The organism is Paenibacillus sp. 2TAB23 (assembly GCF_052115165.1).
GTDB lineage: Bacteria > Bacillota > Bacilli > Paenibacillales > Paenibacillaceae > Pristimantibacillus.
In genome coordinates this window covers 27,975-44,048 of record NZ_JBFRGD010000036.1, presented here as the reverse complement: position 1 = coordinate 44,048, position 16,074 = coordinate 27,975, and the positions used below count along the sequence as shown (strand labels likewise).

Below are 16,074 nucleotides of genomic sequence, written 5' to 3'. Positions count from 1 at the left end.
CTTTCGGTAAAATAGTTTGCAGAATATTCGATAACCTAGTAGACTTTTTCATGAGGTCGCCTCGTTTCGGATGTTTGTAGGGGTACAAACAGTTTACCGAATAGGCGGCCTTTTTTCATTCCATTTTTTGGTTAATCAACAGACCTGCATGCCTTGCGACATCGACCGCCGCTCAGCCGGCATGGATGTCCCGCAAGTATGAGGATGTGCTGCCGGTAGACGTAGACGGAAGAAAACGGACGCATGGCGCGCGAACGAACTTTTGCCCGAACAGCAAGACCTACCGCCGCTTATCAAGCCAGCTTGCCCGCGTGTTAGCCGAACGCTATAAGGACCATCCGGCTCTGCTTATCTGGCATATCAACAATGAATACGGCACGCATTGTTATTGCGGTCAATGCGCGGCAGAGTTCCGTGAATGGCTGAAGGTGAAATACGCAACGCTGGACAAGCTGAACAGCGAGTGGAACATGAGCTTCTGGGGTCATACGGTCTATGAATGGGAGGAGATTGTTCCGCCATCCAACCTGAACGGTGATAACCGTAATTTTCAGCCGATGGCTATCGATTACAAAAGGTTTATGTCCGATTCGATTCTCGGCTGCTACCAGGGCGAATACGCCGAATTAAAGGCGATAACGCCGGAAATTCCAATTACGACGAACATATGGGGCTTATTTAACGGTCTAGATTTGAAAAAGTGGGGAGAAGCGATGGATGTTGTCTCCTGGGACAGCTATCCCCAAATGAATGAGCCGATGGGCAACGTGGCGATGCGCCATGATTATATGCGCGGCTTGAAGGACGGCAAGCCGTTCATGCTGATGGAGCAGACGCCGAGCCAGCAAAACTGGCAGCCATACAATAGCTTAAAGCGCCCAGGCGTGATGCGGCTTTGGAGCTACCAAGCGGTTGCGCATGGAGCCGATACGGTCATGTTCTTCCAGCTCCGCCGCTCTTTCGGGGCATGCGAGAAATACCATGGCGCGGTGATTGAGCATGTTGGGCATGAGGATACGCGGGTATTCCGGGAATGCGCGGCTCTGGGCAGAGAGCTGGGCGAATTAGGAGACCGTTTGCTCGATTCTGAGGTTCATGCCGAAGTAGCGCTGCTATTCGATATCGATACGTGGAACGCGGTTGAGATTACGAGCGGGCCGAGCGTGGATTTGAACTATTTGGATCAGGCGCAAAAGTATTATAAAGCGTTCTACGACCAAAACGTTGCCGTAGACGTACTCAGTCCGTTAAGTGATTTCTCCAGCTATAAAATACTCGTTGCGCCGGTGCTTTATATGCTCAAGCCGGGTGTAGCCGAGCGGATCGAGGCATTCGTGCAAAGCGGCGGCACCTTTATAACGACCTTCTTCAGCGGGATCGTCAATGAGAATGATTTGGTTACGCTTGGCGGCTATCCAGGCAAGCTTCGCAGCTTGCTTGGTCTCTGGGTCGAGGAAATCGACAGCCTGCTGCCTGACATGCGCAACAGCGTCAATATTGCCGAGGCTTTCGGCCATGTAGCGGGCATTTACGAATGCGGCTTGCTCTGCGATCTGCTTCATCTGGAAGGAGCGAGGGCAATCGGCACGTACGGCACTGATTTCTATGCGGGTATGCCAGCGCTCACGGTTCATTCCTTCGGAGAAGGCGAAGCGTATTACGTGGCGACGGCCCCTGAGCAGAAGCTGCTGGGCGATCTCGTCCAAACCTTGTGTGAAAAGCATCGGATTGCCGCTCCTTTTCAAGCGGATGCAGGCGTTGAGCTCGCTCAGCGGGTCAAAGAAGACCAGGTGTACACGTTTGTTTTGAACCATAATAGCCATTCGGCGGACATTTCACTCGGAAATACGGAGTATATCGACCTATTAACGAGCCGCAGGGTGAGCGAAAAGGTAAAGGTCGAGGCGCATGGCGTCATGATTCTACAATTGGCATAGCATATGAAGTTAAAAACCACGCTTCCGCTAGTCTCGAATACCTATTCGAGCAGGCGGGCTCGTGGTTTTTTTATGCTGAAATCCCCATGAAATGGCCTGTTTATCCATAAAAGTTTAAATCGTTCACTGTGCATTTCGCTATTTCGTTCACTGACTTTGCATTCTTACTCTTTCGCTCAAAACGTTGGGATCGTACAGTGAGAGCAGACCAAACAACATTAAATAGAAACGAATGCTGTGAGAGGAGACATCATCTGTATGTTGAAAAAAAATGGACTGCTTAAGGAACTTGTGACGAACCGCTTGCTCTTCCTTATGCTGCTGCCGGCGCTTATCTTCTTCCTAATTAACTCGTATGTACCCATGGTTGGCGTCTACTACGCCTTCACCCGATTCGACTTCAACACGAGCTTGTTCAACAGCCAATTCGTTGGGCTCGACAATTTTAAGTTTTTATGGAAATCAGGGGTACTTGCAAGACTTACCTTAAATACGGTCGGGTATAACGTTGTGTTTATTCTACTCGGTAACGTACTGGCCATTGCGCTGGCGATCCTTCTAAGCGAGCTGCGCTTGCAGTGGTTTAAGAAGCTGACGCAATCGATCATGTTTCTTCCTTACTTTGTATCCTTCGTTATTCTGAGTGTTATCGTATATAACGTCTTTAACTATGAGAGCGGATTCCTGAACTCAACGTTGAAATCATTCGGATATGAGAGCGTTGACGTATACAATACGCCTTGGGTGTGGATCTTCCTTATTATCATCTTCTACCTGTGGAAAAATATCGGCTACAGCATGGTCATCTACCTCGCTTCCATTACAGGCATCAGTGAAGAGTATTATGAGGCTGCCAAAATCGACGGGGCGAACATTTTCCAACGCATTTGGTACATTACCGTTCCGATGCTGAAGACGACCTTCGTTATGCTCCTGCTGTTCGCGCTCGGCAGCATTATGAAAGGGCAGTTCGACCTCTTCTATCAATTGATCGGCAATAACGGCGTGCTCTACAATACGACAGATATTCTAGATACGTATGTATACCGGTCACTCAAAGTAACGTTCGATATCGGCATGTCGACAGCAGCGGGGCTTTACCAGTCGCTATTCGGCTTCGTGCTAATCATGACCGTCAATTACATCATCAAAAAAATCAACGACGAGTACGCCCTGTTCTAGAAGAACGGAGCAGTTCGCCAATAGCCAGCTTACAGTAGGAGGTTCCCATGAAAATCAAAGACGACAATTATATGAAGTGGTTTAGACTGATTGCTTTCGTAGTCATACTCATATCGACGGTAGCCTGCTTGTTCCCGTTTCTGCTTATCATCTCCGCTTCCTTCACGCAGAATGAGGCAATCATAAGGGATGGCTATCACCTGATTCCGACCGTATTCTCATTCGAGGGCTACGAGACGGTATTCCGTTTTCCGAAGCAGGTATTAACCGCATATGGCGTTACGACGCTGACGACGGTAGTTGGAACGACGCTCGGTCTGTTCCTCATGACGATGGCGGGTTATGTCCTGCAGCGCAAAGATTTCAAATACCGGAATTTCTTCTCCTTTATGATTTATTTCACGACGCTGTTTGGCGGCGGACTCGTGCCTTGGTACATTCTAATGACCAAGTACTTGAAGCTGACTGACAAGCTAGAGGTATTGATTCTACCAGGCCTGATGACGCCTTTCCTTATTATTTTGATGAAAAACTTTATTCGCTCCGCCGTACCGGATGAGGTCATCGAATCCGCCAAAATCGACGGTGCCAACGATTTCACGATCTACAGCCGAATTGTCCTGCAGCTCTCCATGCCGGGCATTGCAACGGTAGGCTTGTTCCTAGCGCTGCATTACTGGAATGATTGGTTCACTTCCTCGTTGTTCATCAACGATACGACGAAGTACCAGCTGCAATACTACTTGTACAACGTCATTAACGCGATGAGCTTTGTGGCGCAAATGGGATCGGGTACCGGAGTTTCATTAGGCGCCGATATGCCGACCGAATCGACGAAGATGGCGATGTCCATTATCGTGACGGGACCTATTCTGTTCCTGTATCCTTTCGTTCAACGTTATTTCGTAAAAGGATTGACGATTGGCGCGGTAAAAGGTTAGAACTGAACAAGGGAGCAGTCATTCCGCGTTTAGCTAACATAGATAAGTTTTTAATGAAAAGGGAGGATTCACATGACTAAGAAAGCAGTAAAAGCGGTCACTATGTTTCTATCGCTCATCGTGTTTATCACCGTACTAGCAGCTTGCGGATCAAACAACAATGGCAATAACGCTGCTACGAATACCCCAAAAGATGCAGAGGGCACAACGAACGAAGGCACGACAAACGAAGGCGCTGAAAAACCGGGCATCGATACTTCTAAAAAAGTGGAATTGCAATTCTATATGCTAGGTGATGCTCCAAAAGACATCGCTTCTATTCAAGAGCAAATAAACAAAATGGCATTGGAAGATTTGAATGCAACGGTTAAGTTCAACTACACTTCTTGGACGGATTGGGATCAAAAATATAAGCTGCTTCTTGGTTCTGGCCAACAAGTTGACTTGATCTTCACAGCGGAATGGACACAATACCAATCCTATGCGAAAAAAGGCGCTTTCCAGCCGCTTGATAAGCTTCTTCCAGTAGCTGCGCCAGCCCTTAATTCTTACGTGCCTGCCGAAATGTGGGAAGCTGTCAAAATCGACGGCCAAATCTACACGGTTCCAGCAACGTACAAAGAGTATGTAACAGACGGCTTCGTATGGCGTGAGGATCTTCGCGAGAAATACAACCTGCCGACTCCGGTTGATATCGCGACTTTCGAGCAGTACTTGGACGGCATTAAGAAAAACGAGCCAACGGTAACTCCTCTTTCTATGAACTCTGATGTGAAAACAAACCTGATGGACCGCTTCAAAGGCATCGCAGGCACTCCAATCGGCGCGCTTCCTTACGGCGTAGGCGTGAACTACGCAACACCAAGCGAAGTAACCTCCTACTGGGGTTCAGACGAGCAAAAAGAGCATTTGACTGTATTGAAACGCTGGCAAGACAACGGCTACATGGTGAAAAACGTACTAGCCGTTAAAGATACATTGCAAGATCAAGTTACTTCCGGCAAAGCAGCAGCGATTCTAGGCGATAACCCGACTCGTTTCAACGACATGGTTATCAAGATTCAATCGACTCATCCAGAATGGAAGCTTGGCTACTACCCATTCCCGAAAACAAACGGAATCGCAACACCGGTTCACCCGATCCACAACGGCTTCGCTATTCCTGCCAGCAGCAAAAACGCGGAGCGCGCACTTGCGTTCTACGAGAAAATGGTAACGGACAAACGTTATAACATGCTTACGCAATACGGCGTTGAAGGTAAAAACTATGAAGTGAAAGACGGTTACTACTCCATGATCGGCGATTCCAATTCCAACGGCTTTCCTCGCGAGGGCATGAACGGTTGGGCATGGAGAAACCCGGAGTTTATGTTGTTCGACAAAAACTATGACGGCGTAAAAGCCATTTTCGAAGAGCTTGATAAAATCCAAGTACCGGACAAATTCACTGGTTTCGCTGAAGACTACACGGCATACCAAGCAGAGAGAGCGGCTCTTGAGCAAGTGGAGAAGCAATACCTGTTCCCGCTTAACGCCGGACTTGTGAAAAACGTTGAAGATGGCTTGGCCACTTTCATGGAAAAAGCAAACCAAGCAGGTCTTGAGAAAATTCAAGCTGAGTACAAAAAACAATGGCTTGCTTATGTAGAAGCTCAAGGGATTAAATAAGAATTAAATAAGGAATGGATTAAGGGATGGAATAAAGGATGGAAGCTAACAGCCTAAGCAGCTCACTACTCATGCGCAGGTTGCATTCGTTATTTTCAAATTGCTGAAGCTTTAATAGCTTGATTTAAGGAAAAACAGATCATCCTCGGCGAGGGTGATCTGTTTTTTTATTTTTGACGTGTTAGGAGGTGGGTGGGGGAATAGATGGAGTGTGATGTGGGCGTCTGTGTTGCAGTAGCCTCTGATCCCCTCTAATAGTGGATTCTGCTGTATAAAATGCACTGTAGCTGAAGTAAGATGAAGCACGTGGAAGAGCGATACTAGCGACCGTATGAAGAAAAGGCGCGGGTGAGGTATAGGAGTCGTATCTAAGTCCGATCGATGTTAGTTACGTTGCAGTATGTCCAGTGGGCAAATGGTTACGTTGCAGTTAGTGCAAGGAAAGACGCTATAACTTATGGTAAAGGGCTACGTTGTAGTTTGTGCAATGTAAAGCTGTAATTACAGGTTTGAGTGGGGCTACGCTGTAGAAAGTACAACAGAATGCGCGGAAACGGTGGTCATTTTCCCTTAGTCGCTGCATTCTATTGCAGAAACTACAACGTAGAACCTATGAACCCCTCTGATAGTGGATTCTGCTGTATAAAGTGCAATGTAGCTGGAGTAGGTTGAAGCACACAGAAGAGTAGTTCTAGCGACATTATGAAGAAGAGGCGCGGGTGAGGTACAGGAGTCGTATCTATGCCCGATCGACGCTATAATAGAAGAAAAGGATGAAAGTCTGTGGGCGCTGGGATCGTCAATAGGAGCTGGAACCGAGCAAAGGTTGCTTATAGAATACGTCGCCGTTGAAATAGAGTTTATGTTGAACGTGTGAGCGCAGTTAGAAATAATACGGTAGAAGTAAGAAAAAGATGAAAAGATGAATAAGAAATAGATGAAAATGACGAAAAAGATGAAAAAGAAAAGAGAAGGAAAAAAAGAAAAAATGAATAAGAAAAAGATGAAAAGATGAAAAGATAAATAAGAAATAGATGAAATTGATGAAAAAGATGAATAAGAAAAGAGAAAGGAGAAAAGAAAAAGATGAATAAGAAAAAGATGAAAAAGAAGAAAAAATAAAGAAAAGAAAAAAGAAGACCAAAAAGCAGAACAAGAAGCAGAACAAGAAGCAGAACAAAAAGCAGAACAATAAGCAGAACAATAAGCAGAACAATAAGCAGAACAATAAGCAGACCAAAAAGCAGAACAATAAGCAGACCAAAAAGCAGAACAAAAAGCAGACCAAAAAGCAGAACAAAAAGAAGAACAAAAAGAAGAACAAAAGGAGGACCAAAATCAGATCAATAACCAGAACAATAACCAGAACAAAAAGAAGAACATAAAGAAGAACATAAAGAAGAACAAAAAGAAGAGGGGATGGCCTGAATGAGTGGACTGATTGAGCGATTGCGCAAGGGCTACGGGAAGAAGCTCGTTTCGCTGCATGCTTGGAATGGCTGGATTGTAGTGATTTTAGCGCTGACCGGACTTATTCTCATTGGCGGCTTTTGGCGCGGTTTTCTAGGTGAAGGCCGGGTTTGGATCAAGTGGGCGCATATCGTTGTCGGTATCGCGTCGATTCTGCCTGTCGTCTATTATCTGCTGCTCGCGGGCAAGCATTGGAAGCAGCTGAAGCAAAAGCCGTGGCAGCGGTTCAATGTGCTTGTCGTGCTGGGACTGCTGCTTGGCTGGTTCGGTTCCGGCGTGCTGCTGTGGCAGTTCAAGGCGGTTGGTCCGTCTGTGTCTAACGTTGCCCTAACGGTACATGATTTGTTGACTTGGATCGGTCTGCCTTATATCATTTACCACTCCATTACTCGGGTCAAATGGCTGAAAGAGCCGAATCGGCGCACGATCAAGGATGATCGGAAGGAAGCGGAGTCAGGGGCAATGCATCCAGCAGCAGGCTCACCGCAGGCCGTCTATACGCGAAAAGCGTTCATACGCGGAGCGATTGGGCTCGGTCTTGCCGTGACGATCGGCCCCTCCTTCTTAAAATGGCTCGGCACCTCGCTTGGCAGCGTAGGCGGGAGCCAGACGATCGACAAGCTGATCGAGAACGACGCGAATGCGCTCATTCCGGCACCTCAGCCGCTCCCGGCATCGGCTCCTCCGATTGGAGGCGGTGCGATTGGGCAGTTCCGGGTGTACACGGTCACGCCGATTCCTTCTTTTACGAATGCGGATTGGTCATTCAAGATCGATGGGCTCGTCAACCAGTCGTTTCAATGGGACTGGGAGAAGTTTGTCGCACTGAAGCGTACCGTTCAAGTCAGTGATTTTCACTGCGTAACCGGTTGGTCGGTTTACAAAAACACGTGGGAGGGCATTCCGCTCAAGGAGCTGCTGAAATTAGCAGGCGTGAAGCCGGGAGCTGAGACGGTGAAGTTTTATTCCGGTGATGGTGTGTACACGGACACCCTTACGCTTGAACAAGCCGATATGGATGATGTTATCGTAGCGGTCATGCATGATGGCAAGCCGATCCCAAGCGATCTTGGCGGCCCGGTTCGCTTAATCGTGCCGAAAATGTATGCTTACAAATCGGTGAAATGGCTGAACCGCATTGAGCTCATTAAGGGTGAGCATGTGGGCTATTGGGAGGCTCGCGGTTATTCGAACGATGCGTGGGTTTAGTTATCTTTTTGATAGTGACAATGTATTCCTACCTATATACTGAGATTTGATGCTATGATAATTAAAGACAGCTTGGAGAAAACAAATATGCTTTATGGTTATCCAAAAATAGCGATGGGGAAGGTGCTGCAGGTGAGTCATTCGAGCATTGTGCATCAGACGTTTGCGTTAGAGCTGGAGCCGGGCGTGTTAATAAGAGGCGATATTAGAGTGAAGGAGGAGGGAGGGCGACAGCCAGTTCTCCTTATTGCTCATGGTTTCAAGGGTTTTAAGGATTGGGGTTTCTTCCCGTATGCTTCTGAGCGATTCGCGCAGCAGGACTATGCGGTCATTACGTTCAATTTTTCGCATAACGGTGTGAATGAGCGGGACTTCGACGAGTTGGAAAGTTCGCACGCAACACGTATTCGCAGGAGCAGGAGGACTTGGCGGCTGTTCTTAAAGCTGTGCTTGTTGGAAGCCTGCCGTTGTCAGCGAGGCTGGATATCGGTCAGATCTTTTTGGTGGGGCACAGCCGCGGTGGCGGGAACAGCGTGCTTTTTGCAGCAGAGCATCCTGAAATTCGCGGTGTCGTGTCATGGAACGGGATTGCGAATGTGAATCTGTTCGGAGCGGCGTTTCGCGAGCAGGTGCTGAAGGATGGCATTGGCTATGTCACTAATGCGAGAACGAAGCAGGAAATGCCGATTGAGGCTGTCGTGTTCGAAGATATAGACTTAAATCGCGAGCGCTTCGCTATTGTTGCCAAGGCGGCAGCACTGCAGACACCTGTATTGTTCATTCAAGGCGGTCAGGATTCGGAACGTTTGCTTGCAGGTTTTCATTTGCTCCAGGCGGCAGCTCCACACCATCGCTTCGCGAAGCTGGAGGGAGCGACTCATACGTTCGGGACGGTGCACCCTTTTGCGGGAACAACAGATGATCTAGAGCGGGCGATTGCGATTACCGGGGCTTTCTTTGCTCCGCTGCTGGAGCGGGATGGTATAAAGAAGGATTAATAGTAGTTTAATTTATAGATAAAGAAATCATGTATATTTAGATTGGGAAGATGCCTTTAGTAAAATGGTAAGGGCGATTGGTCAGAATATCAGGTAAAATGCGCGATGAGAAATTCAGTGGAACATTCATTTAGATAACAGATACGATAGTTTGCGGGTGATCTGTACGACTTGACCCAGCCACAGGTGGAAGACTCGCCTTGGTTTGAACGGAATGCTATTCCTAGGGTTTGGCAAAACGCATTAAATGCCATACTAAATGAAAATACCCTTTAGGAAGGTGAAGTGCCGATGCATTCAAGTTCAGATAATCGGGAAGCGATTGAAACGGTCCATGAATTGATTAAAGAAATTGAAATTGCAATGCTGACGACGGTGTCGGAGAAGGGACTTGTGTCGCGTCCCATGAAAACGCAGGACGTCGAGTTTGATGGAGATCTGTGGTTTTTGACGAAAAAAGATACTGGTAAATTTCACGAGCTGCTGCGGAATTCGCAAGTCAATATCGCCTACGCGGGCAAATCATTTGTCTCCATTCGAGGCAAGGCTGAGTTGGTGGAGAGCACTGAGAAATTGAAGCAATTTTGGAGTCCGGCATACGAGAAGTTTTTGGAAACCCATGTGGATGATCCGAACCTTATCCTTATCAAGGTAGAGGCCGAAACTGCTGAATACTGGGATATAGGCAATAAATTCAAGATGGTGAAGTTTTTGTTCCGTAGGCTGCTCGGCAAAAATACGGAAGGCACTGAGATCAATCGAATTGTGGAATTGAAGTAGAAAATACAGTTTCTCTAAGTCCGGGGGCTTTAAGGCGGTGTCTATGGCACTGAGCTTCTGAACCTCGTTCGCGGCGTAAGCGACATCGGAGGAGCGGCTTCATCAACGGTATCGGAAACCATTTTCAGGGTATAAATGACAGCTGGAGCGATTGGATTAGTCACACAAGCATCACGGGGCGGCGAATTTCTTGAAGATTGACATAAGTATGGTCGTCGATGACTTCAAGAAAATTATGCTAAGATGGGAATAAGAACGGATGAATTGTCATCACATTCATGAGCTTTCGCAGTCGATAATGGAGGAACATTAAATGACAGCATATGAGAAAATGCATACGGGTGAGCTATACAACTGTACCGATGAAGAGTTATTGATTGAACAGAGCAAATGTCTGGAGAGACTATATGATTTTAATGCAACGCGCCCGTCCGAGGTGGAGAAGCGTAAACAGCTTATGGAGCAAATGTTTGCTGAAATAGGTGATGAATGTTATATTGAACCGCCGTTTCATGCAAACTGGGGTGGAAAGCATGTGCATTTTGGAAAGGGTATTTATGCCAACTTTAATCTGACTATGGTGGATGACGCCCATATTTAAGTGGGAGACCATACAATGTTTGGTCCTAATGTAACGGTAGCTACCGCAGGGCATCCCATTGTTCCCCATCTTCGCGAAAATGTAACACAGTTCAATATGCCGATACATATTGGCCGGAATGCTTGGATTGGTGCAGGTGCTATCATAGTCCCAGGAGTCAAAATTGGTGATAATACCGTTATTGGCGCAGGAAGCGTTGTAACGAAAGATATTCCTTCCAACGTGGTTGCAGTCGGCAATCCCTGCCGTGTGCTGCGTGAAATTAACGACCATGACAAGGAATATTATTATAAAGACAAAAAAATTGAGTTTAAGTAAGGTGTTGGCAGAATGCTGTTGTTGCCGAGCTTTGGATTTCGTTGCGGAAGTGATGGCCTAGTGATCGGCATTTCCAACGGTATAATGAAGCCAAGCGATCATAGTGATCAGTACACGCTCAAAGCTTTCGATTGAACGACTACCAGAACATAACAGTGAAATGGCGCGATTAAAGCTCGGCTAGCGGTAATCCGGTAGAGGCTGGGAACGGGCAAAAGGGTTAAGTCTTGATGCCGGTAAACCGGTTCTGAAATCTATTAAAAGTAAATCCTTGGATCTTGTAGATTCAAGGATTTTTTGTCTTGATCCAGTTAGCAAAGTCATGTCATTTAGATTAGTTATCATTATCGGCTTGCAAAACTCGTATATAAAATACACGTGGAATTTATGGTAATATAGTTGAGAGATTACCATTTTAATTTATGGAGGCGCTTACTTATGGACCAACAGTTGCAGCAAGAGGGGTACTTCGGGGAATTCGGAGGCAGCTTCGTTCCGCCGGAATTGCAGGAAGTGCTAAACTATTTGAGCGAGCAATTTTACAAGTTCAAAGAGGATCCAGAATTCCAGGAGGAGCTTAGCTATTACCTGCGTGAATATGTTGGCCGTAAAAGCCCGCTGACGTATGCGGAGCGGCTGTCAAAAGCATGGGGAGGGCCCAAAATTTATTTGAAGCGTGAAGATCTGAATCATACTGGGGCGCATAAGATCAACAACGCCATTGGTCAGATTCTGCTCGCGAAGCGGATGGGCGCGAAGCGGATCATTGCTGAAACGGGTGCTGGCCAGCACGGTGTCGCAACCGCAACGGCGTGCGCCATGTTTAATATGGAATGCGTTATCTACATGGGAGCCGAAGATATGCGCCGCCAGGCACTCAATGTGTTCCGGATGGAGCTGCTCGGTGCTACTGTCGTGCCGGTTGATAAGGGACAAGGTCGACTGAAGGACGCCGTGGACGAAGCACTGGGCGATTTGGTTCGCAATTATAAAAATACATTTTATTTGCTCGGTTCCGCGGTTGGTCCGCATCCGTTTCCGACGATGGTCAAGCATTTCCAGGCGGTCATCAGCGAAGAGTCGAAGCAGCAGATTTTGGAGAAGGAAGGCCGTTTGCCTGATGCAGTGGTAGCCTGTGCGGGCGGTGGCAGCAATGCGATTGGAGCATTCGCTCATTACATCGACGAGCCGAGTGTTCGCCTAATTGGCGTTGAACCTGATCAAGCTCCGACCTTAACGGAAGGCGTTCCGGGCATGATTCACGGCTTCAAATGCTTGGTACTGCTGGACGAGGAAGGCCAGCCGCGGAAGACGTATTCGATCGCCGCAGGACTTGATTATCCGGGCATCGGGCCTGAGCATAGCCACTTGAAGGTGACGGGGCGCGCCGAATACGCGACCGTAACCAATGAGGAAGTGCTGGAAGCGTTCCAAGAGCTGTCTCGTACGGAAGGGATTATTCCTGCTTTGGAGAGCGCGCACGCGGTTGCCTACGCTAAGAAGCTGGCGCCGTCGATGGACCAGGATCAGATCCTGATCGTTAACCTGTCCGGCCGCGGTGACAAAGACGTTGAGCAAGTATTTCAGATGATTAAATAATAATAATCGCGGACTGCATATATGCGGAATAGGGTGCGGGACGAAGAGAACGATCGCGGTTGAAACGAAATGATCTAGAATTAGAGATAGCAGGCCGGGAGTCTTCTTAGTGGAGAGACTACCGGCCTTTCTTTTTCACCAGAGGTTAACTAGCTTTGGACGACTCGAGGCAGAAGAAGTGGGATGCGAATCATGCGAGAAAGATATTCTAATTAATAGTCACTCCGCGGAACGCGTTCTCCCCTTTAGACACAATAGTTTGTGGACGAAATCAACGGGCTAAAAAAACCGGTAGAGCGACACTTTTTCGCTTGCACCTTACGTAACGTAATGTTTTACAATGGAGCTACCGGTATTTAGCTAGCGTCAAAGATTGGGGATGGTTCATGAAGAGACATTGGAAGGTCGGGGATATTGCCAAGCTAACGGGACTTACCGTACGAACCTTGCGGTTTTATGATCAAATCGGATTGTTCTCTCCGTCGGGACAAACGGAATCCGGTCACAGGCTGTACAATGAATTGGACTTGTCGCGTTTACACCAGATATTATCGCTTAAGGAGCTGGGATTAACGCTTGATGAGATTAAGTCGGCCTTAAATGGCGGGCAGATCAGTCCGCTTGAGATCGTGGGCCTGCAAATAGACCAGATTAAAGAACAGATTAAGCTGCAGCAGAAACTGTTGGAGCAGCTCAGACATGTATCCAAGCTTATGCAGGGCAAGGCGGAATTAACGGTTGAAGATTTCACGAGCCTTTTGCAAGCGATGAAGATGGAATTCGAGAAACCGGTCATTGAGCGGAAAGCGAGTTGGGGGCGGCATTTGGACCTGCTGGGAGACTTTCTTGCCGAAGAGGACGGAATTCCGAAATATAAGGAGGAAAATCAATGAACGAACGATTTGTTAAGCATGGAACCTTCGTCGTAGAACGGATGTATGCGGCTCAGCCGGAACGAGTGTATCAAGCATGGGCCGATCCAGTTGCCAAAGCCAAGTGGTTTTCGAAGCCAGACATATTTGATTTCCAGGTTGGAGGGCGCGAGTACAGTAGTGGCGGGCCGCCGGATGGTCCGGTCTTTACGTTCGACGCTATCTACCAGGAGCTTGTTCCAGAGCAGCGCATTGTCTATACCTACTCTCTAGATTCAGACGGCATACGCATTTCCGTCTCGATCACAACGGTCGAGCTGATCAAGGTGGAGGGCGGTACAAAGCTGATTTTCACGGAGCAAGGTGCGTTCTTTGACGGACACGATACGCTGGAGGTACGGGAACACGGGACAAACGTCATGTTGGACGCGCTGGGTAAGGTAGTAGAAGGGGGGTAAGAACGTAACTATTGGGTGAGAATGAGCTTATGGCTGTGCGCGAGTACGATGTCTCTCGGGAGCTAGTGTTTCAAGCCCTGGACAACCCCTGATTTGTTAGCTAGGTGGTGGGGACCGCAAGGCTTCACGAATACGTTTCATGAATGCGACATAAGGCCGGGAGGCATGTGGAGATACACCATGCACGGGCCGGATGGCGTAGATTATCCTAACCATAACGTCTTTGTTGAGCTCATGCCGCCGGAGCGGGTCGTGTTTGATCATCTATCCGGCCACGAATTTAAGATAACGGCTACCTTTGAGGAATTCGAAGGCCGTACCAAGGTCACCTTCCGTCAGCTTTTTAAGAAGAAAGAAGAGTTTGAACAAGCTAAGCCTTACTGCATAGAGGGTAATGAACAGAACCTTGACCGACTTGGCAAGGTGCTGGCGGAGTTGGCCGCTAGCTCTGAAAAGTGATAGTGCATTTGCCTGAAAAAGGGCTGTTATATGTTGACTCTGAAATGGCTCCGATCACGATGCCTGGATGGGAGTTCAGGCTTTTGCGAATGATGCAGCGACAGGAAACGAGTAAGTGTTGAAAGGCTTCAACCGTATATTAGATTTAAATACATCGCCATAGGGGCTACATGCCTTAGGCGATGTATTTTTTATGCCCCGAATCAACGCACCGGTCTTGAAAGTTTCTACATAAGGCTCCAAATCAAGCATGTATTCGTAAAAGCAGCGCTATAGGCTGAGATACCGCGAACGATTGTGGTTAATCATTCGAACTGGGTACCAACAGGTTACCAATTGGAGAAAAGAAAATGTATAGAATTTTGCAGAAAAATAGTTGCAATAGCATTCTATATTTCATATGATGGTATTAGTTGCAATAACATTCTATTTAGGGGGTGAGTACTCTGAGTGAACAATGGAAATCTGCCGACAGGAATGAAACCGAATCACACGGACAGTACATCTCTGCCATCTACCGTCACATGCAAGTCTTAATCTCTGCTGAGCTGGCACCCTATCGAATCGGGAGCGGACAGTATATATTCCTAATGGCGATCGCATCTCATCAGCCCATTACGCAAAAAGCATTAAGCGAAAAGCTGCTCATTGACAAGACCACTACCGCCAAGGCAATCGCTAAGCTAGAAGCGGAAGGATATGTGAGAAGGGAAGCGGATACTACCGATAAGCGCTATCAGCAGCTTTATTTGACAGAATCGGGACAGGATGTTGTACCAAAAGTGCAGGAGGCGCTCGATCGGGTCAAGACTAGAACCAGGATGGGGATTGCTGACGAGGAATATGATCGGTTAATAAATCTGTTGAGCATCGTGCTTCACAATCTAAGCAGATAGGATGAAATCCCAACACGATTGATGAATTGAAATAGAAGAGACAATGCGCAGCATGCGCATCGTGATGGGGCAAGTTGTCCGTACAAATGAATACGGAGCATAATGTCACGAATGCGATAGACAATTGGACGATTAATGGCTGACCCAATAAACCTTAGGAGGATGTAAAGGATGATAGCGTACCCGTTTATCGTAGTCGATAACTGTAAGGAAGAAGTGAAGTATTATCAAAGCGTTTTTGGCGGCGAGATCGTGATTCTACGCAAGCAAGGGGAAGAGGTGCTGAATGCGGACCTGAATGTGGGGGATGCAGTCCTAAAGTTTGCTGATACCCAAGCGGCGAAACCTGCACTGAAAGGCGATTATGTGAGGGTTTTTCTGAAACTAGAGACAGAGGAAATATTCCGGAAGATTTACGGAGAATTTTCAGCTAGCGGTACAATAAATACGGAGATGTACGAAGCTCCGTTTAACGGGTTGCTGGCAATCGTTACCGACAGGAATGGCGTGTGCTGGGTGTTGTCCTTTTACCGGGAATGATGGTAGAGATGCGAGATGGGAACCGCCTGATCATGGAGAGGTGGCGGATCTATCCATTGTCGCTTCCCGGAATTATCAATGCAAGCAGGCTGGCCCCGAATGAATAGGGTGCTGGCCTGCTTTTTTGCAAGCGAATGTCTTAGTAT

Annotated in this window: 14 protein-coding genes and 1 pseudogene; all 15 read left to right on the top strand. The window is 47.5% G+C overall.

Annotated features, from left to right (window positions below):
- Window positions 1-122: 122 nt before the first annotated feature.
- Window positions 123-1,937 (top strand): beta-galactosidase, encoded by a 1,815-nt coding sequence (locus AB4Z29_RS30650; protein WP_441946691.1) that lies wholly within the window; start codon window positions 123-125, stop codon window positions 1,935-1,937.
- Between the two features lie 258 nt (window positions 1,938-2,195).
- Window positions 2,196-3,119 (top strand): ABC transporter permease, encoded by a 924-nt coding sequence (locus AB4Z29_RS30645; RefSeq protein WP_441946688.1) that lies wholly within the window; start codon window positions 2,196-2,198, stop codon window positions 3,117-3,119.
- Window positions 3,120-3,166: 47 nt separating this feature from the next.
- Window positions 3,167-4,060, top strand: a complete 894-nt coding sequence (locus tag AB4Z29_RS30640; protein ID WP_441946687.1) for a carbohydrate ABC transporter permease — start codon at window positions 3,167-3,169, stop codon at window positions 4,058-4,060.
- Window positions 4,061-4,126: 66 nt separating this feature from the next.
- Window positions 4,127-5,728 (top strand): extracellular solute-binding protein, encoded by a 1,602-nt coding sequence (locus AB4Z29_RS30635; protein ID WP_441946690.1) that lies wholly within the window; start codon window positions 4,127-4,129, stop codon window positions 5,726-5,728.
- 1,428 nt (window positions 5,729-7,156) lie between these two features.
- Complete coding sequence (locus AB4Z29_RS30630; RefSeq protein ID WP_441946686.1) at window positions 7,157-8,407, top strand: molybdopterin-dependent oxidoreductase; 1,251 nt, start codon at window positions 7,157-7,159, stop codon at window positions 8,405-8,407.
- A gap of 425 nt (window positions 8,408-8,832) precedes the next feature.
- A complete protein-coding gene (locus AB4Z29_RS30625) occupies window positions 8,833-9,405 on the top strand; it encodes an alpha/beta hydrolase family protein (protein ID WP_441946685.1) in 573 nt (190 codons plus the stop codon).
- 291 nt (window positions 9,406-9,696) lie between these two features.
- A complete protein-coding gene (locus tag AB4Z29_RS30620; protein ID WP_441946684.1) occupies window positions 9,697-10,185 on the top strand; it encodes a pyridoxamine 5'-phosphate oxidase family protein in 489 nt (162 codons plus the stop codon).
- Window positions 10,186-10,498: 313 nt separating this feature from the next.
- Window positions 10,499-10,786, top strand: coding sequence for a maltose acetyltransferase domain-containing protein (locus tag AB4Z29_RS30615; protein WP_441946683.1), 288 nt, complete (start codon window positions 10,499-10,501; stop codon window positions 10,784-10,786).
- Between the two features lie 15 nt (window positions 10,787-10,801).
- Window positions 10,802-11,104 (top strand): DapH/DapD/GlmU-related protein, encoded by a 303-nt coding sequence (locus tag AB4Z29_RS30610; protein ID WP_441946682.1) that lies wholly within the window; start codon window positions 10,802-10,804, stop codon window positions 11,102-11,104.
- 438 nt (window positions 11,105-11,542) lie between these two features.
- A complete protein-coding gene (gene trpB / locus AB4Z29_RS30605; RefSeq protein WP_441946681.1) occupies window positions 11,543-12,703 on the top strand; it encodes a tryptophan synthase subunit beta in 1,161 nt (386 codons plus the stop codon).
- Window positions 12,704-13,089: 386 nt separating this feature from the next.
- Entirely contained in the window at window positions 13,090-13,596 is a 507-nt protein-coding gene (locus AB4Z29_RS30600) for a MerR family transcriptional regulator (protein ID WP_441946680.1), read from the top strand.
- On the top strand, window positions 13,593-14,033 hold the full coding sequence (locus AB4Z29_RS30595) for an SRPBCC family protein (RefSeq protein WP_441946679.1): 441 nt from the start codon (window positions 13,593-13,595) through the stop codon (window positions 14,031-14,033). The genes AB4Z29_RS30600 and AB4Z29_RS30595 overlap by 4 nt, the downstream gene beginning before the upstream one ends.
- Before the next feature lie 29 nt (window positions 14,034-14,062).
- Window positions 14,063-14,492, top strand: a pseudogene (locus AB4Z29_RS30590) (SRPBCC family protein).
- A gap of 437 nt (window positions 14,493-14,929) precedes the next feature.
- Complete coding sequence (locus AB4Z29_RS30585; protein WP_441946678.1) at window positions 14,930-15,388, top strand: MarR family winged helix-turn-helix transcriptional regulator; 459 nt, start codon at window positions 14,930-14,932, stop codon at window positions 15,386-15,388.
- 171 nt (window positions 15,389-15,559) lie between these two features.
- On the top strand, window positions 15,560-15,928 hold the full coding sequence (locus tag AB4Z29_RS30580) for a VOC family protein (protein ID WP_441946677.1): 369 nt from the start codon (window positions 15,560-15,562) through the stop codon (window positions 15,926-15,928).
- The last annotated feature ends 146 nt before the right edge of the window (window positions 15,929-16,074 follow it).

What these genes read in the sequence shown, in the direction of transcription:
- AB4Z29_RS30630 (WP_441946686.1), top strand. Translation starts at nt 7,157, where the DNA reads ATGAGTGGACTGATTGAGCGATTGCGCAAGGGCTACGGGAAGAAGCTC.
- trpB (WP_441946681.1), top strand. Translation starts at nt 11,543, where the DNA reads ATGGACCAACAGTTGCAGCAAGAGGGGTACTTCGGGGAATTCGGAGGC.
- AB4Z29_RS30610 (WP_441946682.1), top strand. Translation starts at nt 10,802, where the DNA reads ATGTTTGGTCCTAATGTAACGGTAGCTACCGCAGGGCATCCCATTGTT.
- AB4Z29_RS30600 (WP_441946680.1), top strand. Translation starts at nt 13,090, where the DNA reads ATGAAGAGACATTGGAAGGTCGGGGATATTGCCAAGCTAACGGGACTT.
- AB4Z29_RS30620 (WP_441946684.1), top strand. Translation starts at nt 9,697, where the DNA reads ATGCATTCAAGTTCAGATAATCGGGAAGCGATTGAAACGGTCCATGAA.
- AB4Z29_RS30645 (WP_441946688.1), top strand. Translation starts at nt 2,196, where the DNA reads ATGTTGAAAAAAAATGGACTGCTTAAGGAACTTGTGACGAACCGCTTG.
- AB4Z29_RS30595 (WP_441946679.1), top strand. Translation starts at nt 13,593, where the DNA reads ATGAACGAACGATTTGTTAAGCATGGAACCTTCGTCGTAGAACGGATG.
- AB4Z29_RS30640 (WP_441946687.1), top strand. Translation starts at nt 3,167, where the DNA reads ATGAAAATCAAAGACGACAATTATATGAAGTGGTTTAGACTGATTGCT.
- AB4Z29_RS30615 (WP_441946683.1), top strand. Translation starts at nt 10,499, where the DNA reads ATGACAGCATATGAGAAAATGCATACGGGTGAGCTATACAACTGTACC.
- AB4Z29_RS30580 (WP_441946677.1), top strand. Translation starts at nt 15,560, where the DNA reads ATGATAGCGTACCCGTTTATCGTAGTCGATAACTGTAAGGAAGAAGTG.